Here is a 21,609-nt window from a genome sequence, read left to right on the forward strand (position 1 = left end):
CTATGACACGCGCTGAGACCCCACACATCGCTCCCGAGTACGAGACGCTGAAGGCCTTCCTCGACCACCAGCGCGACACGCTGGCCTGGAAGTGCGAAGGGCTCGGCGACGAGGAACTGCGGCAGCAGAACATCGAGCCGTCGCCGCTGTCGCTCATGGGGCTCCTGCGCCACATGGCCGACGTGGAGCGCGGCTGGTTCCGCCGCGTGATCGCCGGCGAGAACGCGCCGCCCCACTTCTGGCACGCCGACGGGAGCGAGACCGACTTCACGAAGGCCGCCGACGACACTCGCGAGTCGGCCTTCGCCCTGTGGCGGGAGGAGGTCGCCGCCTCCCGCGCCATCGGCGAGAAGGTCACGCTCGACGACGTGGTCGTCCACCCGCGTTCGGGAGGGGAGTACTCCGTGCGGTGGATCTACGTGCACATGATCGAGGAGTACGCCCGCCACAACGGCCACGCCGACCTGCTGCGCGAGCGGATCGACGGGGCCACGGGCGAGTAGGTCAGCCGGTCAGCTTCACCGGGTTGACCAGGTCGGCGTAGACGAGCAGGCCGGCCATGAACATGAAGACGAAGGCCAGGGCGTAGGTCAGCGGGAGCACCTTGGCCACGTCGACGGGAGCGGGCTCGGGGCGCCGGGCGATCCGGGCGAAGCCGCGCTTGAGCCCCTCCCACAGGCCGCCCGCGATGTGGCCGCCGTCGAGCGGCAGCAGCGGGATCAGGTTGAACAGGCCCACGGCCAGGTTGAAGCCTGCCAGCAGGTTGACGAACACCATCAGCTTGTTCTCGACGGCGATGTCCATCGTGGCGATCTCGCCGCCGATGCGGCCGATGCCGACGACGCCGATCGGGCCGTTCGCGTCGCGCTCGTCGCCCGAGAAGGCGGCGTTCCACACGCCCACCATGCGCTGCGGCAGGTTGATCAGCGACTCGCCGACGTGCCCCACGGTCTCGCCGAACTCGGTGACCAGGTAGGGGAAGTCCTTCTGCTCGATCACGACCTGCGGGACGACGCCGAGGTAGCCCACGCCCTTGTCGATCTTCTTCGGGTCTTCGACGTTGGGCATGTCCTGCGCGATCAGCGCGACCTTCAGGTCCTGGAGCTTTCCGTCGCGCTCGATGCCGAGGGTGACCTGGGAGGCGCCCGCGGCGCGGATGCCGTCCCTGACCTGCTCCCAGCGGGCGATCGGAGTGCCGTTGAAGGAGACGACCTTGTCGCCCGGCTTCAGCCCCGCCTGCGCCGACGGCGTCTTGGGGTCGGCCGCCGTGCACGCCCTGTTGGGGTCCTTCTGCTGGACCTCCGCCGAGACCACGCACTGCTGCACCTGGGCGAGGACCGGCTTGAGCGTCTGCACGCCCATGACCATGTAGACGACGCCGAACAGCACGAACGCCAGCAGGATGTTCATGAACGGGCCGCCGGACATGATGATGACCTTCTGCCACCACTTCTTCCGGTAGAAGACCCGGTTCTCGTCGCCCGGCCGCACCTCCTCCTGGGCCAGGTCACGAGCCTGCTCGATCAGGCCTTGGAAGGGTCCGGTGGAGGTCTGGCGCACCATGTTCGGGTCGTCGCCCGGACGCGGAGGGAGCATGCCGATCATGCGGATGTAGCCGCCGAACGGCAGCCACTTGACGCCGTACTCGGTCTCGCCCTTCCGCTTGGACCACATCGTCGGCCCGAACCCCACCATGTACTGCGTCACCTTGACGCCGAAGAGCTTGGCGGGGACCAGGTGCCCGATCTCGTGCAACCCGATCGACACCATGAGCCCGACGAGAATGATGAGAATCCCCGCCAGGAAGATCAACCAGTCCATCCACACCCTCCCGTTGGCCACAGACTAGTCGAAGTCTCCACGCCTGAACCGCTTGCGCACGCTTTGCCAAGTCGAGAGACTTCGTTGACAGTGCGCAGTCACTCGATCACCCTGGGATATGTGGGGAGTGCTTTGATCCGGATCCTCGTCGCCGAGCACGTGCCGCTGGTGCGGCGTGGCCTGGTCGCCTCGCTCGAGGCCGAACTCGACCTCGTGGTCGTCGCCGACGTAGGCAGCGGGGAGGACGTGGTGCCCGCCGCCCTGACACTGCGCCCCGACGCAGCGGTCATCGACCTGGAATTGCCCGGAGACGGCCTGGCCGTCACCGAACGGCTGCACGAGAAGGCGCCGGCATGCCGGGCGTTGATCCTCGCCGCCCAGCCCAACCCCGGAATCGTACGGCGGGCGTTCGCCGCCCACGCGCTCGGCTTCCTCAGCCTGGACGTGGCGCCCGAGCAACTGGCGGAAGGGCTGCGGCAGGTCGCCGCAGGCCGCCGGGCCGTCGAACCCGACCTGGCGATCGCCGCGCTGGAGTCGGCGTCCAACCCCCTCACCCGGCGCGAACTCGAGGTGCTGCGCATCGCGGCGCGGGGTGCGCGCTCGGCCGAGATCGCGGCCGCGCTGTTCCTGTCGGTGGGGACGGTGCGCAACCACTTCTCGCGCATCATGTGCAAGACGGGCGCGCGCAACCGCCTCGACGCGGTGCGGATCGCCAGCAACTCGGGCTGGCTCTAACCTGCGCCATCGCACGATGGTGACCGAGCCCCGGGGGAACCGCGCCGCTCCCCCGGGACCCGGAGTCGATGGGGCCGAGTCAGCAGAGCAACAGGCTCAGCCAGCTCGCGCCTCCGCCACAACACCGGCTGTGGCAGCTGTCGAAGCCGCCGCCGGGGGTCTCGGGCTCGAGCCCTTGAAGATCGAGGAGCGTCATTCCCTATCCCTCCGTCTCGGGGCCGGAAACCGTCATCAGGGGCAGCGTCACGGGCGCATCGTGCAACGCCGCGCCGACCGCTAGCAGCACGCCCGCCGTGCCCGTGGCCAGATCCATCGACAGGCGCAACAGGCGCTCGCCGGGGAAGGCCAGGTGGGCCTGGTATCGGAGCGCGTGCCACCCGAGCGCCTGCAACTGCGCCTCGACATCGGGATCGTCATCGCGCCCTCCGGCGAGGCCACGAGCGAGGCGGCCAGGCACGCCGGCGGACAGGCCGCCGGTGACGCCGCCAGCGACACCGCCGGGAACGCCGCCGGGAACGCCGCCGGGAACGCCGCCGGTGATGCCGCCGGTGATGCCGCCGGTGATGCCGCCGGGGACGCCGCCGGTGACCCCGTCTCCAGGGTCGCCGCCGGGGTCGCCACCATAAGCTGCGCCGGGATCGCCATCAGGAGCCGCATCGGAGACCGCACCGAAAGCCCCGCCAAGCCCCCCACCGGGAGTCCGGTCGAGACCTCCGCCAGCAGCCCCGCCGGCAGCCTCGCCGGTGGGCCCGCCCAGAGCTCGTCCAGGACCCCCGCCGACATCGCCACCAGGCGCCCCGGCGAGGCGGTGGCGGGCGAGGTAGGCCAGCACGCCGGCCCGGCCGCTGAACAGCCCCGACTGGACGTAGAAGGGCGAGCGCGCGGCCAGGTCGAGCGCCTGGTAGGCCGACGACAGCTCCGGCGACGGGTGGCGGGCCAGGTGTTCACCCAGCACCCAGGCCAGCCCGACGCTGCCCTTGTCGAGGTAGGGCATGGTGCGCCAGCCCTCGTCGACCTGGAGGGAGCCGTCGTTCCGGGTGCGGCAGCGGGCCAGGTCGAGCCGGAGCGCGCGCTCGGCCAGCGCCGGCTCCCCCGCGCGCAGGAACAGCAGCGCCGGGCCAACGGCGCCGTGCATGAGCCCCGCGTAGGGGAAGCGCTCGGTCTCGAGCCGCGAGGCGACCAGGTCGACGACCTTCAGCGCCTGGGTGTGCAGGTCGGGCAGCCCCAGCAGGCCCGACAGCTCCAGGAGGCCGAGCCCGATCCCCGACAGTCCGCCGTACAGCCCGAGGCCGAGCGACTGCCAGGGTTCGCGCGCGACGATCTCGACGAGCTCCAGCGCGCGCTCGTGGTGGCCGAACCTGGCCAGCACGTGGGCGATGCCGTGCAGCCCGTCGTAGAAGCCGAGCCTGCTGCCCGGCCTGACGGCACGATCGGATAGCCATGATTCATACTCCGGAAAGCGTCCTGCTCCGACGATGTCGAGAGCGTAGAGAACGCCTGCCGCGCCGTGGGCGAGGTTGAGCCCGCCTGTGGAAAACTGCTCGATGTCGCCGGGGAAGAGCCGGTCGTCGCGCTCGGGAGTGGCCGAGTCGAGGATCGCCCTGGCCATCGAGCGCCGCAGCACCGGCCAGCGGGCGGGGTCGGGCAGCGTGGCGGAGTGCCAGGCGGGGATGTGCCTGATGGCCCGGTCGCCGGTGATCGTGCGCACGGCGTCGTCGAGGAACTCGTCGCTCACCGGGAAGCCGTTCCTGATCACCTCGGCGAGTTCCACGGCCTTGACGCGGTCGATCAGGAACAGCTCGGTGACGGGCAGGAACAGCGCCAGCCGCAGGCACGCCAGGGCGTAGCGGTCGATGTCGGCGCCGGTGACCCCGGCGGGGGCGGCGAAGCCGGGGCTGGCCAGCGCTGCCCTGTCGGTGTCGTCCAGCGGCATCGCCAGCTCGTAGTCGACGAGGGCGATGCGTCCGTCCTGCCGTACGAGCACGTTGCTCAGGTGCAGGTCGCCGAAGACCAGCCCGCGCGCGTGGATCCCGGCGACGGCTTCCTCGACCTGGGCGCAGATCCCCATCGCCCACGCCGCGTAGGCGGCGCGGTCGCCGCCGGCCTGCCCGGCGAGCGGGTATCGGTCGCCGAAGACCTGGTTGAGCGGCCGGCCGTCGATGTGCTCCATGACCATGAAGCGGTGGTCGCCGACGGTGAACTCGTCGATCAGCTCGGGCACGGCGTCGAGGCCCGCCAGGCAGGACAGCGCGTCGCGCTCGCGACTCAGCCGGGCCATCGCGTCGTGCCCGGCGAAGTCCAGCCCGGCATGCGGCCGGGCCTCCTTCAGCACCACGTCGCGCCCCGTGCGCCGGTCCTTGCCCTGGTAGACGCCGCCGCCGTTGGAGAAGTGCAGGACCTTGTCGATGCTGTACGGCACGCCGTCGAAGGTGGTGGCGCGCCGCGCGATCAGGTGGGGTTCGAGGAAGTGCGGCAGGTGCACCCAGGGCGGCGGCGCGAAGACGGGGCCGCGCCGGTCGGGCACCAGGGTCCCGTCGGGGGCGGCGATGGCGGGCTCGATCCTGCCCTCGGGGGTGACGCAGTGGCGTTCGGCGATGCCGCCGTAGCGCACGTAGAGCGGCCCTTCGCCGATGCGAAGGTCGCTGAGGATGTAGGGCCCGCGCCGCCCGGCCAGCAGCGTGCCCAGTTCCTCGGTGGCGCGCTCCAGCTGCGCCTCGTCACGCGGGTAGATCGCGGCCAGTTTCCCGCTGGCGCCGCGGTCGGCGTACTTGGCGTTGCGCAGGTGCAGCAGGTGGCGGGCGCGCAGGAACTTGAAGGGCAGCTCGTGCTCGAAGCAGTACAGCCACACCTGTTCGAGGACTTCTTCCGCCTCGTCGAGGGTGGACGACACGTGGATCTTCCAGCCCTGGTCGGGCAGGGCGGCGGCGATCGGCCGGTAGATCACCCAGTCGTCGCGCTCGGTGCGCTCCCACGCCGCGGGGGCGGTGCGGGAGGTCTGGGAGAAGGCGGAGGGGCCGGTGGGGGCGTCGTAGAAGACCGGGTCGGACAGGCAGTAGAGCTCGTATCGCTTATCCACGGATATTCCACCCCCTTCCGGCTGTTGTCATCATGAGGATTTCAGGCAGCCCTCACCCCAGCCAGTGACCATGCGCACAATCTGCGCATGGTCCATTACATGGAGTGACCCGTGTGATTTGTCACGGACGCCAGATGAGCACCAGCGCGCAGTCGTCGTTGTGCCCGGACGACATGGCGTTGACCAGCGCTCGCGCGCCGTCGCGGAAACCGGAGGGCAGCAGCCGCTCCGCCTCGCCCAGCAGCTTGTCGAGGCCCGCGTCGATGTCGCGGCCCGGCTGCTCGATCAGCCCGTCGGTGTAGAGCAGCAGCGCGTCGCCCTTGCGCAGCACGCCGCTGTCGGGCTCGCAGTGCAGGTCGGGCACGACGCCCAGGACCACGCCCTTGGCCGAGGCGATCTGCCAGCTGCCGGTGCCCGCGTCGAACTTGACGACCGGAGGGTGGCCGGCGGAGGTGATCGTGTATTCGCCCGTGGACAGGTTCACCCGCACGTGCACGGCGGTGACGAACCCCTCGTCGCCCTTCTGCCGGTGAAGGTAGGCGTTGCACGCCTGCAGGAAGTCGCCGACGGAGCCGAGCAGCCCGCCGAACGTGCCCGACAGCAGCAACGCCCTGGTGCCGGCGTCGACGCCCTTGCCCGAGACGTCGACCAGCGCGATCTCGACCTGGTCGCCGTCTCGCATCGAGACGACGAAGTCGCCGCCGAACGACGACCCGCCCGCCTGCTTGAGCACGACCTTGCCGCCCCAGCTCTTGGGCAGGGCGGGCAGCTCGCTCTGCCGCTTCAGCCGGTCGCGCAGCTCCAGCAGCATCGCGTCGCCGCGCAGGCCCTGCACGCCGAGCTTGCCGCGGGTGCGCGCCATCAGCGCCGCCAGCACGGCCGTGAAGCCGATCGCGGCCACGAGTCCCACGCCGATCAGGCTCGCGCCCTTGGCGAAGGCGATGTAGCCGAGCGCCACCAGCACGACCACCAGCAGCTTGGCCAGGCTGCGCAGGCGCAGCTGCAGGCCGCCGATGAGGATCACGGGGATGAGCAGGGCCGGCGAGAACAGCTCAAGGCTGACCCGCGCTCCGAGCCCGCCGACCAGCAGGGTGACCACGCACAGGGTGATCAGGAGGTTCCGGTCGCGCGCGAGCGGTCCCCGCCGCAGGAAGCGCACGACGGGCACCAGACCTGGCACCCGCACGAGGAACGCGCGGAGCCGTGGCGGGATCAGCGGCGCCGGACGGGAACTCATGATGCGCTCGACTGTATCGGTCTGGCCCCTCCTTGGGCAGCCCACTTGACCAACGCCTTGATCATTAAGCACGGATATTGGGTGGCCGTCCGTCTTTGTCCAGTCCTACGGTGGTTGGATGACGTACCCGATTCGCCCGATCACCGAGGCGGAGTACCCGGCCTACAGCTCGGTGCTGACGGAGGCCTTCGGCTGGACACCCCATCCCGACCAGCGGGCGCGCTGGCAGTCCGGCACCGAGTTCGACCGCACGCTGGCCGCCTTCGACGGTGACCTCATCGTCGGCGTCACCGGCATCTACACCTTCTCCATGTCCGTGCCCGGCGGCACGGACCTGCCCGTGGCCGGTGTCACCGCGGTCAGCGTGCTGCCCTCGCACCGCCGCCGCGGCATCCTGTCGTCGCTGATGCGCAGGCAGCTGGCCGACGTGCACGAGCGCGGCGAGCCCCTGGCGGCGCTGTACGCCTCGGAATCGGTGATCTACGGCAGATACGGGTACGGCAGGGCGGCCGACGAGCTGTACCTCTCGATCCCCACGCACAGGGCCGACTTCGTCCGGCACGCGCCCGTCGACCCGGCGCTCCGGATCAAGGTGATCGCTCCGGCCGACCACCGGGCCGACTTCGAGGCGCTCTACGACCGTGTTCGCGCCCAGCGCCCGGGACAGTACGCCAGGAACGACCACTTCTGGAGCGCGGTCCTGTCCGACGAGGAGTACAGCCGCCACGGCTCCAGCGACCTGCGCGGCGTCCTGGCCGTCGACGACTCGGGAGTCAGGGGCTACGCCCTGTTCCGCGTCAAGAGCAACTGGACCGACGGCGTCGCCGCCAACGAGGTCCAGGTCAACGAGGTCTACGCCGCCGACCCCGCCGCGTACGCCCTGCTGTGGCGCAACCTGCTCGACCGCGACCTCACCGTCACCGTCAGCGCCTGGGGCCGCCCCGTCGACGACCCGCTCACGCAGTTGCTCGCCGACACCCGCCAGCTGCGCGCCCGCTGGGGCGACGAGCTGTACGTCCGCGTCGTCGACGTCGAGAAGGCCCTCGCCGCCCGCGCCTACGCCGCGCCGGTGGACGTGGTCATCGAGGTCACCGACGACCTGTGCCCCTGGAACGCCCGCCGCTGGCGCCTGACCGCCGACGCCTCGGGCGCCGAGTGCAAGCCCACGGAGGAGGAGGCCGACCTCACCCTTCCGGTCGTCTCGCTGGGCGCCGCCTACATGGGCAAGGACGCGCTCCAGGCGCAGCTCGGGGCGGGGTTGCTCGCCGAGCACACCGCGGGAGCCGTACGGCAGCTGGCCACGGCCATGACGTGGAGCCCGAAGCCCTGGGCGGGGTTCGTGTTCTAATCGGGGTATGGCTTTGCAGAGTTTGCAGATCACGCCGGTGATCGCCATGCGCGCCCGCGACGTGTCACGGCCCACCTCGGAGCAGCAGGAGGGCGCCGACAGGCGTCCTTTGCGTGATGAGATGCCGAAGGCGGCTCATCGTAAGAAGTGAACGGCCGGTCTCTGAGGGAGCCGGGCTCCCTCAGAGACCGCCGGCGATGAAGTTGATGACCTCGGCCATCTCCCATTCCTCCAGCCCGGTCCCGGCCTGGGAGGGGAAGAAGCCGACGTTGTTCCATTCGTCCGCGATCCTGTTCCACGGCTCCTGGTCGGGCGCGAAGATCAGCATGCGTTTGGCCGCGTACTCCATGACCGCGTCCTGGCCGGTGGTGGCGCCCCAGTCTGCGGCCAGTTCCTCCAGGCTGGAGGCGATCCCGGCGGGGTAGGTGGAGGCCGTGCGCCCGGTGCCCAGGGGGTGGGCGGGGGCGTCGGTGAACATCACGACGACGTGGCGCCGCTCCTCCAGGCCGCGTTCCCACGGCGACCTGATGGCCATGGCCAGGGCCTCCAGGCCTGACTCTGGCGCGTCGCCGCCGTCCTCGGCGCGAAGCCCGCGCACGAACGTCTCGAACGTCTCCGACTGCTCCGGGATCGTCAGGAAGCCGGTCTGCTCGATCGCGTTGTCGGCCTTGTCGGCGAAGTCGCGGAAGGCGATCACCCGGACGCGGAGGCGGCCGATGGCCTTGTTCTTGCGGGCCATGGCGTCGCCGAGCTGGTCGTGGAAGGACAGCGCTCCCTCACGCACGGTGTCGATGACCGGCGCCATGCTGCCGGTGACGTCGACGCATAAGACGATGTCGACGGCGTACTGCGGGTTGCTCGACACGGCGTGCTCCTGTCTCCGGGTGCCCGGGAGGACCCGGGCTGGTCAAGGATGCGACGAACGGGGGGAGCCGGCTGTCAGCTCTCCGGCAGCGGCGGCAGCTGGCCGATCGTCTCGTACGCGGCCAGCTGGGCGATGCGCCTGCTGTGACGCTCGGCCCCGGAGTACTGCGTCGACAGGAACACCTCGACGAACCGCGTGGAGTCCTCCAGTGAGTGCATCCGCGCGCCGACGCTCACCACGTTGGCGTCGTTGTGTTCGCGCGCCAGGCGGGCCGTCTCCTCGCTCCAGGCGAGGGCGGCGCGGATGCCGCGCACCTTGTTCGCGGCGATCTGCTCGCCGTTGCCCGAGCCGCCGATGACGACGCCGAGGCTGCCCGGGTCGTCGGAGACGCCCTCGGCGGCGCGCAGCACGAACGCCGGGTAGTCGTCCTCGGCGTCGTAGACGAACGGACCGCAGTCGGTCACCTCGTGGCCGTGCTCCTTCAACCAGGAGACGAGGTGGTTCTTCAGCTCATAGCCGGCATGGTCGGCACCGATGTACACACGCACGCGGCAAGTCTTTCACAGTCGCTAGAGTAAGAGGCAGCAACCCTGGACGACCCTTACGGGAGCGACACATGCGTGAGATCCGCGTCATCGGCGACCCTGTCCTGCGGACCCCGGCCGAGCCCGTGACGGTCTTCGACAAGGAGCTGCGCCGCCTGATCGACGAGATGTTCGAGGCGATGTACGCCGCCGACGGCGTCGGGCTGGCCGGTCCGCAGATCGGCGTGTCGCGGAGATTGTTCGTCTACGACTGCAGCGGGCGCAAGGGGCACCTGATCAACCCGGAGCTGACGATCGACGACACCGACGAGGTGCTCGACCACGAGGGCTGCCTGTCGGTGCCGGGACGTGACACGGGCAAGCCGCTGTACGCCTCCACGCCGCGTGCGGCCGGGGTGCGCATCAGCGGGGTCGACCGGCTCGGCAAGACCGTGCAGCTGCGCGCTCGCGGCCTGCTGGCGCGATGCTTCCAGCACGAGACCGACCACCTCGACGGCAAGCTGTACATCGACCACCTGCCGAAGGACGAAGCACGGAAGATCATGCTCAAGGCGTAGGTTCTTCCGCATGGGCACTCTCTCGGGCAAGCACGCAGTGGTCACCGGCGGTTCCAGGGGCATCGGCAGGGCGATCGTCGAGCGCCTGTGCGCCGAGGGAGCCGAGGTGGTCTTCACCTACCTGCGCAACGAGGAGGCCGCCGCCGAGGTGGCCGGGCGCACCGGCGCGCGAGCCGTCCGGATCGACCTGGGGCGCAGGGCCGACGTCGACCTGATGTTCGCCGAGGCGCGCAAGCGGCTGGGCCACCTCGACATCCTGGTCAACAACGCGGCCATGAACGACACCGGCGTGGTGAGCGAGTACGCCGAGGAGCTGTACGACCAGATGATGGCGACCAACACCAAGGCGGTGTTCCTGGCGATGCAGTGGGCGGCCAGGAACATGCGCGAGGGCGGCAGGATCGTCAACATCTCGACGCTGAACACCGATCTGCCCGCGCCGGGCACGGCCGTCTACGCCGCAGGCAAGGCGGCCATCGAGCAGTTCGCCCGCGTGCTGGCCCGCGAGGTCGGGCCGCGCGGCATCACGGTGAACTCGGTGTCGCCCGGTGCGGTCGACACCGAGTTGCTGCACTCGACGAACACTCCCGAGGCGCTGGCGCAGGTGGAGGCCTTCACCGCGCTGCGACGGATCGGGCAGCCCGACGACATCGCGGGCGTGGTGGCCTTCCTGGCGGGCCCGGACGGCCGGTGGATCACCGGGCAGACCATCCGGGCCACAGGAGGAATGCTGATCTAGAGCTGCAGCGCCTTGGTCTCGAAGTACTCCTCCAGGCCTTCCTCGCCCAGTTCCCTGCCGATGCCCGACTGCTTGTAGCCGCCGAAGGGCGCCTGCGGGTTGAACGCCCCGCCGTTGATCGACACCTGGCCGGTGCGCAGGCGGCGGGCGACGGCGATGGCGGCCTGCTCCGTCTCGCCCCACACCGCCCCCGCCAGGCCGTACGGCGTGCCGTCGGCGATGGTGACGGCCTGGTCGACGCTCATGAAGGGGATGATCGACAGCACCGGGCCGAAGATCTCCTCCTGCTCGATGACCATGCCGGGCTCGACCCCGGCGAACACGGTGGGCTCGATGTAGAAGCCGCGCTCGTGGTCGGTCTCGGTGCCGCCGGCGACCAGGCGGGCGCCCTCCTCCTGGCCGCGGTTGATGTAGCGCACGACGCGGTCGCGCTGGCGGGCCGAGACGAGCGGGCCGAGGCGGGTGCCCTCGTCGAAGGGGTCGCCCACGGTGTACTTGCGCGCGGCCTCGACGGCGAGCCGTACGGCCTGGTCGTAGTCGTCGCGGTGGACGATCATGCGCGACAGGGCCGAGCAGGTCTGGCCGGAGTTGACGAACGCGTTGGCCACGCCCACCTTGACCGCGGCGGCCAGGTCGGCGCCGGGCAGGATGAGGTTGGCCGACTTGCCGCCGAGCTCCAGGGCGACCTTCTTGACCGACTCGGAGGCCAGCGCGGCGACGCGGCGTCCCGCGAGGGTGGAGCCGGTGAAGGAGACCATGTCGACGGCCGGGTGGGAGGCGATCGCCTCGCCCACGACCGGGCCCGCGCCGCTGACCAGGTTGAACACGCCGGGCGGCAGGCCGATCTCGTGGAAGATCTCGGCCAGCGCGTAGGCGGCCAGCGGGGCCACCTCGCTGGGCTTGAGCACCACCGTGCACCCGGCGGCCAGGGCCGGGGCGACCTTGCAGACGATCTGGTGGAGCGGGTAGTTCCAGGGCGTGATCGCGCCGACCACGCCGACGGGCTCCTTGAGGATGAGCGAGTTGCCCACGCGCCGCTCCCGCGGGTGGGACTCGGCCAGGTGCGCGTATCCGGCCAAAACGGTGGCGGGCAGCAGGGTCTGGACCTTCAGCGCGAAGCCGTACGGCGCGCCCATGTCGGTGGCGATCACCCGGGCGATGTCGTCGGCCCGCTGCCGCAGCAGGTCGGACGCGGTGGCCAGCAGCTTCCCGCGTTCCTCTGCGGCCGTTCCCGACCAGGAGCGGAAGGCGGCGCGGGCTGCTGATGCGGCCGCGTCCACGTCTCCTGGGGCGCCTGCCGGCACCCGGTCGATGATCTCCTCGGTCGCGGGATTGACGACGTCTATCCCCTCACCCGAGACCGAGGCGGTCCATGTCCCGTTGATGTAGAGCTGCCGCATAGCCCCCATCCTGGCGTGCTGCCGGCGAAAAGACGAGCGTCAGTCGAAGGCCGGGTCGGTGGTCCTGCTGCGCTTCAGCTCGTAGAAGAACTCGTAGCCGGTGACGGCCAGCACGCCGTCCCAGAGCTTGCCCGCGTCCTCGCCGCGCGGGATGCGGCTGAGCACCGGGCCGAAGAAGGCGTTGCCCTCGACGGCGACGACGGGGGTGCCCACCTCCTGGCCGACCAGCTCGATGCCGGAGTGGTGGGACTTGCGCAGCAGCTCGTCGTAGTCGGTGACGTGCGCGGCCTCGGCGAGCGAGGCGTCGAGCCCGGCGGCCTCCAGCGCCTCCACCAGCACGTCGCCCAGCTTCGAGCGGTCCTTGTTGCGTCCCTCGTTGTGCCAGCGGGTGCCGAAGGCGGTGTAGAAATCGGCCATGGCCTGCTGGCCGTGGCGCTGGTCGACGGCGGTGGCCACGCGCACCGGCTCGATGGCGCGCCTGATCATGCCGCGGTAGCTCTCTGGCACGTCCTTGTCCTCGTTGAGAACGTTGAGGCTCATGATGTGCCACTGGATCTCGATGGGGCGCACCTTCTCAACTTCGAGAAGCCATCGTGACGTGATCCATGCGAAGGGACAGAAAGGATCGAACCACAGGTCCACCGGAGTCTTGACAGTCATGTCAGGCCATAACCTTTGATGTGAACAGCGATATTCCATGAACGACACCAGGAGCGGAACTTGGCAGGCAACCTGACCCGGGCGGAGGCGCGAGAGCGCGCCCGGCAGCTGACGGTCGAGTCTTATGCGGTCGAGCTGGACCTCAGGGTCGGGGAGGAGCGTTTCGACAGCGTCACGACGGTCCGCTTCACCGGGCTGCAGCCCGGCGCGCCGACCTTCATCGACCTCCACGGGGCCACCGTCCACAAGGCCACCCTCAACGGCGAGGAGCTCGACGTCGCGTCCTACGACGCCGAGAAGGGCCGCCTCCCCCTGCCGGCGATCGCCGAGCAGAACGAGCTGCGCATCGAGGCCGACTGCGCCTACATGCGCACCGGGGAGGGCCTGCACCGCTTCGTCGACCCGGTCGACAAGAAGGTCTACCTCCACAGCCAGTTCGAGACGGCCGACGCCCACCGCATGTACGCCTGCTTCGACCAGCCCGACCTCAAGGCGACGTTCGAGCTGACCGTGCACGCGCCCGACGAGTGGAAGTGCATCTCCAACGCCCCCGCCGTCCAGAACGGCAACACGTGGAGCTTCGAGAAGACCCCGCGCATCTCGACGTACATCACCGCACTGTGCGCCGGGCCCTACCACGAGGTGCGCAGCGAGCACGACGGCATCCCGCTGGGCCTCTACTGCCGCGAGTCGCTGGCGCAGTTCCTCGACGCCGACAACATCCTCGAGGTCACCCGCCAGGGCTTCGACTTCTTCCACCAGGTCTTCGGCGTGCGCTACCCGTTCGCCAAGTACGACCAGCTCTTCGTGCCGGAGTTCAACGCGGGCGCGATGGAGAACGCCGGCTGCGTGACCTTCCTGGAGGACTACGTCTTCCGCTCCCGCGTGACCGACGCCGTCGTCGAGCGCCGCGCCGAGACGATCCTGCACGAGATGGCGCACATGTGGTTCGGCGACCTGGTCACCATGCGCTGGTGGGACGACCTGTGGCTGAACGAGTCGTTCGCCACCTACGCCTCCGTCCTGTGCCAGGCCGAGGCCACCCGCTGGGGCCAGGGCGCGTGGACCACCTTCGCCAACGTGGAGAAGACCTGGGCCTACCGCCAGGACCAGATGCCCAGCACCCACCCGATCGCCGCCGACATCGTCGACATGCAGGCGGTCGAGGTCAACTTCGACGGCATCACCTACGCCAAGGGCGCCAGCGTCCTCAAGCAGCTGGTGGCCTACGTCGGGCTCGACAACTTCCTGGCCGGCGTGCGCGACTACTTCACCGAGCACGCGTGGGGCAACACCGAGCTCAAGGACCTGCTGGCGGCGCTGGAGCGCACCTCGGGCCGCGACCTGTCGAGCTGGTCGAAGGAGTGGCTGGAGACCTCGTGGGTCAACACCCTGCGGCCCTCCTTCGAGGTGGCCGACGGGAAGTTCACCAGCTTCGAGGTGATCCAGGAGGCCCCGGCCGACTACCCGACGCTGCGCTCGCACCGCGTCGCCATCGGCCTCTACAACGGCGGCAAGCGGGTCAAACGGGTCGAGCTCGACGTCGTGGGCGCCCGCACCCAGGTCGCCGAGCTGATCGGCGTCGAGCAGCCCGACCTGGTGCTGCTCAACGACGACGACCTGACCTACGCCAAGATCCGTCTCGACGAGCGTTCGCTGAACACCCTGGTCGAGGGCGGCATCAGCAGCTTCGAGTCGTCGCTGCCCGCCGCGCTGTGCTGGTCGGCCGCCTGGGACATGACCCGCGACGGCGAGATGCGCGCCCGCGACTACGTCCAGCTGGTCTGCAAGGGCATCGGCGCGGTCAAGGACATCACCGTCCTTCAGGCCCTGCTCAACCAGGCCCGCATGGCCACCCAGCAGTACGCCGACCCCGCCTGGGTGGGCGAGGGCCTGGCGCTGCAGGCCGCGACGCTGCGCTCGCTGCTGGAGGATGCCGAGCCCGGCTCCGACCACCAGCTGGCCTACGTCAACGCGCTGTCGCAGGTGGCCGTATCCGACGGGGAGCTCGACCTCCTGGCCGCCATCCTCGACGGCTCGGCCGTGCCGCAGGGCCTGTCGGTCGACGCGGACCTGCGCTGGACCCTGATCCGCGCACTGGTCGTGGGCGGGCGCCTGGGCGAGCCCGACATCGCCGCCGAGCTCAAGCGCGACGCCACCGCCTCGGGCGAGCGTTCCGCCACCACGTGCCGGGCGAGCATCCCGACGGCCGAGGCGAAGGCGGCCGCCTGGGAGACCATCCTGGAGTCCGACGCCGCCAGCACCACCTTGCGCGCCACGGTCGCCGGGTTCCAGGAGCCTCACCACATCGAGCTGCTGGTGCCCTACCGGGAGCGCTACTTCGCCGAGGTGGGGCGCGTCTACAAGGAGTGGACCTTCGACTCCGCCTCGCGCTTCGCCAACGGCTGCTTCCCGGTCTTCCTGATCGAGCAGGCGACCGTCGACGCGGCCGAGGCGTTCCTGGCCGGCGACGAGGTGCCCGCGGCGCTGCGACGCATGATCGTCGAGGGCGTCGACGGCGTACGGCGGGCGATCCGCAACCGCGCCACCGACCAGGCGTGATCGAGGGGCCCGTCCGCGAGGGCGGGCCCCGCTACAGCCAGGCCTGCTGCCAGGCGTAGCCGCAGCGGGCCAGGCGGGGCGCGACGCCGTTGCCCCACTCTCCGGGCGTGACCTCCAGGCACCGGCCCGCCGCGAGATTGCGCAGCGACAACCAGCCGTCCTCCCGCGGCGCCAGCACCCAGCGCTGCGTGGAGGCCGCGGAGCAGGCGTTGATCACCACGGCGCCGTCGGCCGCGTCGAGGCACTTGCCCGCGGCCAGGACGTTCTCCAGGGAGACCGTGGAGCCCTCCGCCTGCCGTACCTTCCAGCGCTGGTTCTCCACGCCGCTGGGATGGTCCATCCCGCCGGGCACGCGGAACGACCACAGGTGCACGCGCGAGCCGTCGTCGGTGCCCCACTCGGCCACGTCGAGCACCCGGTCACGGGCGTCGAGGCCGCCGGGGCCCTTGCTGAAGACGCCGCCCGCCGCGAACTCGCCCTGGAGGTAGCCGCTGAGCACGGCGCCCGCGCGGCGCACCGGCTCGCCCTCGCGCAGGTCGAGCTGCCAGTAGGCGAGCGCGGCCAGCAGCACGACGACGCCGGCGACCCTTGGGAGCATGGGGCCCATCATCGGGCAAAGCACCAGTCCCGCGAAAGTCACGCGGAGTTCTCACATGACAGCGGAGCGCAGTGCTAGCCTCTTCGGGTGCTCGGGGACGGGACCTTGCTCAACAACCGGTATCTGCTGACAGGCCGCATCGGCGGTGGCGGCATGGGCGAAGTCTGGCGGGCCGACGACACCTTGCTCGGCCGCACCGTGGCGGTGAAGGTCCTCACCCACAATCCCGCCTCCACCCAACGCTTCCTCAACGAGGCGCGGGCGATGGCCACGCTCAACCATCCGGGCGTCGTCGACGTCTACGACTACGGCACCGACCGGGTCAGCTTCCTGGTGATGGAACTGGTCGACGGCGAGTCGCTGGACCGGCTGCTGGAGCGCACGACGCTGACCACCGAGGCGACGATGCGCCTGGTCGTCGAGGTGGCCGAGGCGCTGGCCGCCGCGCACGAACGCGGCATCGTGCACCGCGACGTCAAGCCCGGCAACCTGATGATCCGCACCGACGGCGGCGTGGTGCTCACCGACTTCGGCATCGCCCACTCGGCGTCGGCGGGGCAGCTCACGGCCACCGGCCAGATGCTCTGCTCGGCCGGATACTGCGCGCCCGAGCAGGCCACCGCCAACCGGATCACCCCGGCGGTCGACCTCTACGCGCTGGGCGTCGTCGCCTACGAGTGCCTCACCGGGAACCTGCCCTACGACGGCGAGACGCCGGTCCAGATCATCTTCAAGCACCTCAACGCGCCCGTGCCCGAGCTGCCCGCCGAGATCCCGCCAGGGCCGCGCCGCGTGGTGGCCAGGGCGCTGGCCAAGCGGCCGGAGGAACGCTGGGGCTCGGCCACCGAGATGGCCGCCGCCGCCCGCGCAGCGCTCGACGATCCCCGCTGGGTGCCGCCGCGCCCGCCGCGGCGCCGCGCCGTGACGGCGATCGCGACCATCGGAGCGGCGCTGCTGGCCTCGGGGGCCATCGCCGCCTCGCTGCACCTGTGGCCGCCGCTGTCGGCGATCCAGCTGCCGATCATGCCGGGCGGCGCCACGGAACCGGCGGGCGAGGCCGGCAACCCGCCCGCGACCGGCGAGCAGATCCAGCCGGCCAAGCAGCGGCTGACCCCCGGCCCCCGTCGGCCCTCGCCCACGCCCGGCACCACCGCCGAGCCGAGCGGCACGCCCACGGCGCAGCCCACCACGCCGAACCAGCCGACGCAGCAGCCCACGCCCCCCGCCGAGCCGACGCCCACCCCCACCCAGGAGCCGCCGACCGAGGAGCCGACGGCCGAGCCGCCCACGCAGGAGCCGACCGTCGAGCCGAGCCACCAGAGCCTGCCGGTCGAGACCCCCGAGCCGTCGCAGACCGCTGGATGAACCACGCGCGATGAGATCATCGGCGCGCGCTTCTTTTAGAGTGTTCGCGTGAAGACCACGCGCGATCTGCTGATCGCTCTCGCCCGGCGTTACGCCTTCTCCGATCTCGGTGCGCTCGCGCCCACCCAGGAGATCGCCGACGTGTGCGAGTTCGGGCAGCGCCTGCTGACGCTCGACGCGGAGGACTTCAACGCCGAGGCGCGTGCCGTACCCTCCGACCTTCGCCGTCGCGCGCGGGCGCGCAGCATGCCGCAGACGCCGCGCGAGCAGCCGCGCGGCGCCCTGGAGTCGCTGCGGCCCGCCTACTCCCTGCTGCTGGAGGTCATCGCGATCAGGTGGCACCGGCGCGAGCTGAGCCCGATGATCGCCACGGTGCACATCGCCAGCGAATACCTCCCGCTGCTGGCCTTCGAGCCCGACCTGGGCCACGCGGGCGACCCCGCGCGCTGGCCCGAGGGGCTGAGCGCGCCCGGCAGCAGGTTCGGGGTGATCGGCGACCGCGAGTGCGACCACACCAAGGCCGAGCAGTCGGCCACCAACCGCACGCTGCGCGTGGCGGGCGAGCCCGCCGAGGGCTGGCGTGCCTACTTCGACCGCCAGCACAGCCAGGTCGCCGGGGCCATCGGCGTCTGCGTGGCCACCTGCCGCAATCCGTGCGCGGCGATGGACTGGATCCCCAAGGAGGCCCGCGCGCTGCTCGCCGTGCGCTCACGCACCGCGCTGGCCTTCGCCGAGACCCCTCTCGTACGGCTGCGCCACGCCGCCCCCGTCGGTCACGGGTTCGGCGTGCCCTCGCCCGAGGAGGTGCTCGACGCCTGGGAGCGCAGCCGTTCCGCGCTCGACAAGAACGAGGTCGGCTCGGCGGCCAGGAAGGACGACGGCTTCCCGCTGGCCGGGCTGCCGTCGGTCTTCTCCGCGATCGCCGACGCGCCCATCGTGCCCTCGACGCTCCTGGCCGACCTCAGCGAATACGTGGTGACGCTGCTCCAGCGCGACGCCTAACGCCTGGCGACCGCGTGGTCGGCCAGGGCGGTCACGCCGTACAGCAGGCCGCCGATGAGGTCGCCCGCGCTGAAGGCGGTCGCCATCGACATGCCCACCAGGCGGCACGATCCGTCGGGAAGCCTGCGCCGCGCCGTCTCGCCGGTCACGATCTCCAGGGCGCGGCCGTGCACGTCGACGAAGACGACGACCGAGTCGGCTGCCTCCTCGCCGAGCGCGGCGTGCAGCTTCTCGGCGAAGTGGCGCCTGCTGCCCACCGGAGGACCCAGGTAGACGCCGAACCGCAGCCTGCTGCGGCGCTCGGCCGTCGCGATCGCCTGCCGCAGGTCGTCGGCCTGGGCCGTGGTCAGAGTCGTTGGCATCGTAGTCACCATCCCGCCGACGCGCCGCCGATGTGCCTGCCCGGCTCGGCGACCTGCGCCACCTCCGGCCAGTCGGACCGTGGAGGCGGCGCCCAGTGCGCGGGACGGTCGGCCAGCACCAGGCCCGAGGTGCTGACGCCGTACTCGCTGCGCTCGGGACCGCCCAGCCAGACGACGCCCGACGCCGCCTTCTTGTCGGTGCTGCGCCCGGGGATCAGCACGATCAGGCTGATGAGCAGGAACAACCCCACGGACGTGCCGATGAGGAAACCGAGGATCTCCAGCGCGCTGTCCACCTTTTGACGTTAATCCCGGGCGGCGCGCCGTACCAGACCCAGGATCTACGCCTCCCAAACCTCCGGGCGCCGGTCGCCCCAGAAGCCGCCGCGTGCCGCCTCGACCTGGGCCGACAGGGAGATGAGGGTGTTCTCGCCGCCGATGCGGCCGGCGAGCATGACGCCGATCGGCAGGCCCCGCTCGTCCCAGTACAGCGGCAGGTTGACGGCCGGCTGGCCGGTGACGTTGTAGATCGCGGGGAAGGCGGCGAAGCGCTTCATGCGCTCGAAGCCCTCCTCCGGCGTGATGCCCTCCTCGAACCAGCCGACCGGCCTGGGCGGCTGGGTGACGGTGGGGGTCAGGACGGCGTCGTAGGCGTCGGTGACGATCAGCGCGGTCCGCGTCGCGAGCTGGAGCGCCGCCTGGGCCTGCAGGAAGGACGGGGCGGGTACGGCGAAGCCGCGCTCGCGCAGCCAGGCGGTCATGGGACGCAGCAGGTCCTGCCTGTCCAGGGCGACCGGGTGCATGCACGCGAAGGTGAACCACAACGTGGTGAACGGCTCGACCACCGCCGCGGCGAAGGGCGGGTCGATGTCGACGATCTCGTGGCCGAGCGAGGCGAGGGTCTTGGCCGCCTCCTCGTAGGCGGCCAGCACGGCCGGGTCGAGCTCGGTGCCAGGGACGACGGGCTGGGCGTAGCGGGCGATGCGCAGGCGGCCGGGCTCGCGGCGGGCGGCCTCGAGGAAGGCGCCCTCGCGCGGCGGCGCCAGGAACAGGTCGCCGGGCGAGTTGTGCGTCATGACGTCGAGCAGCGCGGCGGCGTCGGCGACGGTCCTGGCGATGGGGCCGTTGGTGGACATGCCGGCCAGGTCGGGGATGATCGGCGCCCAGCTGATGCGCCCGCGGGTGGGCTTGATGCCGAACAGCCCGCAGACGGACGAGGGGATGCGGATCGATCCGGCGCCGTCGCTGCCCTGGGCGGCGGGTGCGAGCCCCGCCGCGACGGCCGCGGCGGCGCCGCCGCTGGAGCCGCCCGCCGAGCGGGTCAGGTCCCACGGGGTGCGGGTGGGTGGCGAGACGGCGGTCTCGGTGTAGCAGGGCAGGCCGAACTCGGGGGTGGCGGTCTTGCCGAGCATCACGGTGCCGGCGCCGCGCAGGCGCTCCACGACGGTGTCGTCGACGGGGGCGACGAAATCGGCATAGGTCGCCGAGCCGAAGTGGATCGGCACGTCCTTGACGAGGTTGAGGTCCTTGATCGGGATGGGCACGCCGTACAGCTCGCCCTCGGGGGTGCCCTGCTCCAGCGCGCGGGCCTGCTCGATGGCACGGTCCCGTGCGACCGTGACGTAGGCGCCCACCTGCGGGTCGAGGCGTTCGATGCGGTCCAGGTAGTGCTCGGCGATCTCGACTGGTGAGATTTCCCTGCGCCTGACGGCTTCCGCCTGCTCGATGGCGGTGAGATCGTGTATGTACGCCACGTACCGGACAGTAGTTGTCTAGAGAGGAAAAGGGTAGATACCCGGAAATCCGGCAACCTATCCGTTGACCTGGGCCATAAAACTATGGACGGGTCATGACTAGGCACTCGTCGAGCTTCCGAGCTACCGTGAGTTACGTGGATTCCGCCAAGCAGCGAGACGACGGTCACACTGCGTCACCGATCTGGGTGAGCGAACGGCCCGAGGCCGCCCGCCCCGAGCCCGAGGCCCTTGAGCCTGCCTTCGCTCCCATCGAGCGGGCAAACGTCCGCGGACTCCTCCAGCAACCCCGCTTCAAGCGCCTGCGCAACCGCCTTCTGGTGGCGCTGGCCGTGGGGCTGGCGGTCGGTTTCCTGACCGGCAACTGGCAGGTCGGAGTGACGGCGGCAGTGGTGGCCGCGATCGTCGACACCGTGTACCGCGCACGCAAGTCCTCGTCCGTGCCCGCCTGGCGCCGATCATCGGTGGCCGAGCGCAGGACCGAGGCACAGCTGCGCAAACTGGAGCGCAACGGCTATCGCACCCTGCACGCCAGGGCGATCCCGGGCAGCGAGGCGCAGATCGACCACCTGGTCATCGGACCGACCGGCGTCTACGCCGTCGACTCCGAGAAGTGGGACAAGCGCCTGTCGGTGCGTGTGCAGATGGGCAAGAAGCTCTTCCACGGACCCTTCGACATGAAGGCCCGCCTCGCCGAGGCCCACTTCGAGGCGGCGGAGGCGAGCAAGTACATCTCCGAGGTCTACGGGCGACAGGTCTCCGTGGTGCCCTCGCTGGCGATCTACGGCCCGGCGGTGCCCTGGAAGATCATGACGATCAAGGGCGTCGACGTCTACGAGGGCGGCCGGGCGCGCAAGTGGATCACCAAGCGGGAGAAGGCGCTCACCGAGACGGAGATCGACCGCCTCTACGAGATCGCCGCCGAGGTGCTCCCGCCGCGCTACGGCAACGGCTAGCAGCTATTCGTCAAGGGCGCCCGGCGC

At 70.8% G+C, this 21,609-nt stretch carries 21 protein-coding genes; 9 read left to right on the forward strand and 12 right to left on the reverse strand.

Going from position 1 to position 21,609, the window contains the following annotated elements; genetic code table 11:
* Positions 1 to 2 precede the first annotated feature (2 nt).
* Positions 3 to 503: a DinB family protein gene (locus ACIBH1_RS13310; protein WP_397313965.1), complete on the forward strand. Its 501-nt coding sequence runs from the start codon at positions 3 to 5 to the stop codon at positions 501 to 503.
* Position 504: 1 nt separating this feature from the next.
* Here ACIBH1_RS13310 and ACIBH1_RS13315 read toward each other — a convergent pair whose 3' ends face one another.
* On the reverse strand, positions 505 to 1,821 hold the full coding sequence (locus tag ACIBH1_RS13315; protein ID WP_397313966.1) for a M50 family metallopeptidase: 1,317 nt from the start codon (positions 1,819 to 1,821) through the stop codon (positions 505 to 507).
* 132 nt (positions 1,822 to 1,953) lie between these two features.
* Between ACIBH1_RS13315 and ACIBH1_RS13320 the strand changes: the two genes are divergently transcribed.
* Positions 1,954 to 2,556 (forward strand): LuxR C-terminal-related transcriptional regulator, encoded by a 603-nt coding sequence (locus ACIBH1_RS13320; RefSeq protein ID WP_397313967.1) that lies wholly within the window; start codon positions 1,954 to 1,956, stop codon positions 2,554 to 2,556.
* 79 nt (positions 2,557 to 2,635) lie between these two features.
* Here ACIBH1_RS13320 and ACIBH1_RS13325 read toward each other — a convergent pair whose 3' ends face one another.
* From ACIBH1_RS13325 to ACIBH1_RS13335, 3 genes are all read right to left on the reverse strand, one after another.
* Positions 2,636 to 2,752 (reverse strand): SapB/AmfS family lanthipeptide, encoded by a 117-nt coding sequence (locus ACIBH1_RS13325; protein WP_397313968.1) that lies wholly within the window; start codon positions 2,750 to 2,752, stop codon positions 2,636 to 2,638.
* Positions 2,753 to 2,755: 3 nt separating this feature from the next.
* Entirely contained in the window at positions 2,756 to 5,632 is a 2,877-nt protein-coding gene (lanKC, locus tag ACIBH1_RS13330) for a class III lanthionine synthetase LanKC (RefSeq protein WP_397313969.1), read from the reverse strand.
* A gap of 121 nt (positions 5,633 to 5,753) precedes the next feature.
* A complete protein-coding gene (locus ACIBH1_RS13335; RefSeq protein ID WP_397313970.1) occupies positions 5,754 to 6,869 on the reverse strand; it encodes a PP2C family protein-serine/threonine phosphatase in 1,116 nt (371 codons plus the stop codon).
* A gap of 118 nt (positions 6,870 to 6,987) precedes the next feature.
* Between ACIBH1_RS13335 and ACIBH1_RS13340 the strand changes: the two genes are divergently transcribed.
* A complete protein-coding gene (locus ACIBH1_RS13340; RefSeq protein WP_397313971.1) occupies positions 6,988 to 8,217 on the forward strand; it encodes a GNAT family N-acetyltransferase in 1,230 nt (409 codons plus the stop codon).
* A gap of 181 nt (positions 8,218 to 8,398) precedes the next feature.
* Here ACIBH1_RS13340 and ACIBH1_RS13345 read toward each other — a convergent pair whose 3' ends face one another.
* Both ACIBH1_RS13345 and ACIBH1_RS13350 read right to left on the reverse strand, forming a co-directional pair.
* Positions 8,399 to 9,082, reverse strand: coding sequence for a vWA domain-containing protein (locus ACIBH1_RS13345; RefSeq protein ID WP_397313972.1), 684 nt, complete (start codon positions 9,080 to 9,082; stop codon positions 8,399 to 8,401).
* Positions 9,083 to 9,156: 74 nt separating this feature from the next.
* Positions 9,157 to 9,630 carry a ribose-5-phosphate isomerase gene (locus tag ACIBH1_RS13350; RefSeq protein ID WP_397313973.1) on the reverse strand — a complete coding sequence of 158 codons (474 nt, stop codon included), beginning with the start codon at positions 9,628 to 9,630 and terminating at the stop codon, positions 9,157 to 9,159.
* A gap of 68 nt (positions 9,631 to 9,698) precedes the next feature.
* Between ACIBH1_RS13350 and def the strand changes: the two genes are divergently transcribed.
* Positions 9,699 to 10,184, forward strand: coding sequence for a peptide deformylase (gene def / locus ACIBH1_RS13355; protein ID WP_181612237.1), 486 nt, complete (start codon positions 9,699 to 9,701; stop codon positions 10,182 to 10,184).
* A 10-nt stretch (positions 10,185 to 10,194) separates the two neighbouring features.
* The gene (locus ACIBH1_RS13360; RefSeq protein WP_397313974.1) at positions 10,195 to 10,923 is read left to right on the forward strand and encodes an SDR family oxidoreductase; all 729 of its coding nucleotides are present in this window, start codon (positions 10,195 to 10,197) and stop codon (positions 10,921 to 10,923) included.
* Here the strand turns inward: ACIBH1_RS13360 and ACIBH1_RS13365 are convergent.
* The gene (locus tag ACIBH1_RS13365) at positions 10,920 to 12,323 is read right to left on the reverse strand and encodes an aldehyde dehydrogenase family protein (RefSeq protein WP_397313975.1); all 1,404 of its coding nucleotides are present in this window, start codon (positions 12,321 to 12,323) and stop codon (positions 10,920 to 10,922) included. The two genes, ACIBH1_RS13360 and ACIBH1_RS13365, sit on opposite strands and share 4 nt — an antisense overlap.
* A 39-nt stretch (positions 12,324 to 12,362) precedes the next feature.
* Positions 12,363 to 12,983, reverse strand: a complete 621-nt coding sequence (locus tag ACIBH1_RS13370; protein WP_397313976.1) for a DsbA family protein — start codon at positions 12,981 to 12,983, stop codon at positions 12,363 to 12,365.
* A 60-nt stretch (positions 12,984 to 13,043) separates the two neighbouring features.
* Between ACIBH1_RS13370 and pepN the strand changes: the two genes are divergently transcribed.
* Positions 13,044 to 15,545 carry an aminopeptidase N gene (gene pepN / locus ACIBH1_RS13375; protein WP_397313977.1) on the forward strand — a complete coding sequence of 834 codons (2,502 nt, stop codon included), beginning with the start codon at positions 13,044 to 13,046 and terminating at the stop codon, positions 15,543 to 15,545.
* A 31-nt stretch (positions 15,546 to 15,576) separates the two neighbouring features.
* Here the strand turns inward: pepN and ACIBH1_RS13380 are convergent, their stop codons facing one another.
* A complete protein-coding gene (locus ACIBH1_RS13380) occupies positions 15,577 to 16,143 on the reverse strand; it encodes an RICIN domain-containing protein (protein WP_397313978.1) in 567 nt (188 codons plus the stop codon).
* An 87-nt stretch (positions 16,144 to 16,230) separates the two neighbouring features.
* Between ACIBH1_RS13380 and ACIBH1_RS13385 the strand changes: the two genes are divergently transcribed.
* Both ACIBH1_RS13385 and ACIBH1_RS13390 read left to right on the forward strand, forming a co-directional pair.
* Positions 16,231 to 17,508 carry a protein kinase gene (locus ACIBH1_RS13385; RefSeq protein ID WP_397313979.1) on the forward strand — a complete coding sequence of 426 codons (1,278 nt, stop codon included), beginning with the start codon at positions 16,231 to 16,233 and terminating at the stop codon, positions 17,506 to 17,508.
* Positions 17,509 to 17,556: 48 nt separating this feature from the next.
* On the forward strand, positions 17,557 to 18,510 hold the full coding sequence (locus ACIBH1_RS13390) for a hypothetical protein (RefSeq protein WP_397313980.1): 954 nt from the start codon (positions 17,557 to 17,559) through the stop codon (positions 18,508 to 18,510).
* On the opposite strand, the gene ACIBH1_RS13395 is transcribed toward ACIBH1_RS13390, so the two are convergent.
* Genes ACIBH1_RS13395 through ACIBH1_RS13405 form a run of 3 tightly spaced genes read right to left on the reverse strand, consistent with a single transcriptional unit; the run spans position 18,507 to position 20,626 of the window.
* Positions 18,507 to 18,872, reverse strand: coding sequence for a DUF5130 family protein (locus tag ACIBH1_RS13395; RefSeq protein ID WP_397313981.1), 366 nt, complete (start codon positions 18,870 to 18,872; stop codon positions 18,507 to 18,509). The genes ACIBH1_RS13390 and ACIBH1_RS13395 overlap by 4 nt on opposite strands.
* Before the next feature lie 5 nt (positions 18,873 to 18,877).
* Positions 18,878 to 19,168 carry a hypothetical protein gene (locus ACIBH1_RS13400; RefSeq protein ID WP_397313982.1) on the reverse strand — a complete coding sequence of 97 codons (291 nt, stop codon included), beginning with the start codon at positions 19,166 to 19,168 and terminating at the stop codon, positions 18,878 to 18,880.
* A 45-nt stretch (positions 19,169 to 19,213) separates the two neighbouring features.
* Positions 19,214 to 20,626 (reverse strand): amidase, encoded by a 1,413-nt coding sequence (locus tag ACIBH1_RS13405; RefSeq protein ID WP_397313983.1) that lies wholly within the window; start codon positions 20,624 to 20,626, stop codon positions 19,214 to 19,216.
* Positions 20,627 to 20,763: 137 nt separating this feature from the next.
* On the opposite strand from ACIBH1_RS13405, the gene ACIBH1_RS13410 reads away from it, so the two are divergent.
* Positions 20,764 to 21,582 carry a nuclease-related domain-containing protein gene (locus tag ACIBH1_RS13410; protein ID WP_397313984.1) on the forward strand — a complete coding sequence of 273 codons (819 nt, stop codon included), beginning with the start codon at positions 20,764 to 20,766 and terminating at the stop codon, positions 21,580 to 21,582.
* Positions 21,583 to 21,609 lie beyond the last annotated feature (27 nt).

Origin of the sequence: Nonomuraea sp. NPDC050663 (assembly GCF_044456985.1) — a bacterium.
GTDB lineage: Bacteria > Actinomycetota > Actinomycetes > Streptosporangiales > Streptosporangiaceae > Nonomuraea.